This is a genomic window from Stenotrophomonas sp. CS3K5, assembly GCF_059515225.1.
Map to the genome: position 1 here is coordinate 1 of NZ_JCAKRX010000024.1, position 1942 is coordinate 1942.

Annotated in this window: 1 protein-coding gene and 1 pseudogene; both read right to left on the bottom strand. The window is 56.1% G+C overall.

Features of this window, described 5'->3' with window-relative positions:
• Window positions 1-1104, bottom strand: a 1104-nt coding sequence (locus tag AC5YGJ_RS20295; RefSeq protein WP_496187561.1) for a hypothetical protein, incomplete at its 3' end; no start/stop codon positions are given.
• Between the two features lie 116 nt (window positions 1105-1220).
• Window positions 1221-1942: pseudogene (locus AC5YGJ_RS20300) on the bottom strand (phospholipase D-like domain-containing protein); the annotation flags it as partial.

The following is a 1942-nucleotide window of genomic DNA, read 5'->3' on the forward strand; positions in this document are numbered from 1 at the left end:
TATGCCCTTCTCGGCGTAGGCGCGCAGGTTTTCGGTGTAGCCGTCGTCGTCGGATACCGGACCGGACAGGATCACCCGCGTGAGCTTGCCATTTGCGCCGTAGTTTTCCTGACGATTCAGATCCAGCGTGCGCCACTGACGTTCGCTCGGATGCTTTGCCTGCGGTCCGAATACTTCGAAAATCCTGCTATCCGAACGGTGCAGATACTCACGCACACGGGTATAGCCTGTGACTCCTTCAAAGTACCCCTTGGCGACCTCTGGAGGAACACGCTCACCCGGGAACGTGTACCGCACCTCCTGCGACACGCTCCGACTGCGCTCTGCGAAAACTGGAGTGGCGTCAGATGGAACCAGCGTAGCGGAAGGGCTTTGCACCCCTACAAGCCCTCGCTTTTCGCTGCCATAGAAGCGAATGCCAACGATCCGTTTCAGTTCAGCATCGTCGACATTGACGAAGCCCCCCACAGTCCAGGCACCGTCGGTCGCCTCCGTTCCAAGGCCGGTGTCCTCGCGGTAGGGATCCTCACCTGGCTTACGGGTGGCCTGCTTGACTACATCGGAGGCGCGCAATCCATCCGGCCGATAAGTGAAGTACCGAGTGGTAACGCGGGATGGCATATCGCGGAGCTGCGAACACTGGAACTCTGGCTTATCCGAGACAATCAACCCAGAACTCTCATTTGCCACTTCTATGCGACCATTTTCGTCGTAGAGTGCACAGAACGTTGTGACCCTACGCCCTTTCGCATCAACATTCTGAATCGAAGTCAATCCACCAGCCGAGTCATAATGGAGCTCATAGCTCCTGCTCAGCTCGAAATAGGGATACACCGGCCTCACCGCAGGATGCAGGCTCTCAGGTGGCACCTGCCCAATCAATTTGGATTCCCGCCTCTTCCACTCTTCAACGCGGCATAGCCGTTGCCCTTGAGCGCTTTTCTCCAAATAGTAAACCGCACCACCATTCGAATCGAATGACTGGTTGCGCAGCTCACTAAGTTCGGGATACAGATTGATCCGAACATAGGGGGCAACATCATTCGCACGACTAAGGCTCGCTCGCAGCGCACCCATTGAGCTTGGTCTGAACTTAACAGCCAAGGAATCGCCCTTAAATGCAGCTGGCTTCCCGCTTGATGAACCGCAGTCTGCCAGCGCGGTGCCCGCACTACAAAAGGCCCCGAACGCAATCAACCATCTCAAGAGCAGACACCTACTCATACCTGCTCCCCGGATTTACGTGAAACACCTCCATTCGAATACGCCAACTCAACTGACCCACTCCTTTCGACAGGTACGACAGCAATGATTTCGTTGGGCATAGCGGCTGCAGGATCATCCATGCTGCCACCCCATAGGAGTGGCATGGTCACCCAGAACCCCTGAACACCGCGATCACCCAAGGCCTTGTCTCGAAGGAAGTCCGTCGCCCTACGTACATCGTGCCGACCGACGGCACTGGTCACATAGTCGTTCACAATACTCGGCTCCAGCATGAATTCAGGCTGCAAGTCAGGGGGCTGTGCATACAACATGCGCTTGACGTGCCCCTTGTCACTCAAACCTGCTGCGGGGAACCCATGAAGCACGGAATCGTAGCGCGGGAACGAATCGCGAGGGACATTCGTGAAGACACGCTGATAAGCATTCGAGTTAGCGTCAGCAATCTCCCTGATCCTCCGCCAAGTTCTGGTGCTTGCCGGCTTTTCAATTTGAAGATCAGGACTCATCATGCTGAACCAAGGGTAGTAGTCTTCGGTTGCATTAGAAAAGACGAATTGCTCCCCCCCCTTCTCAGGCTTCGTCTCAAGCGCCTCCCCCAGGAACTTCCTCCAGAGCTTCATCCGCAGATCCCGCGCAAACTTCCGGGTTATCACCTGCAAGCCATTGCCCAGGTCCATCGACTTGGCCGCACCATCCACGATCACGGCGGCGATCT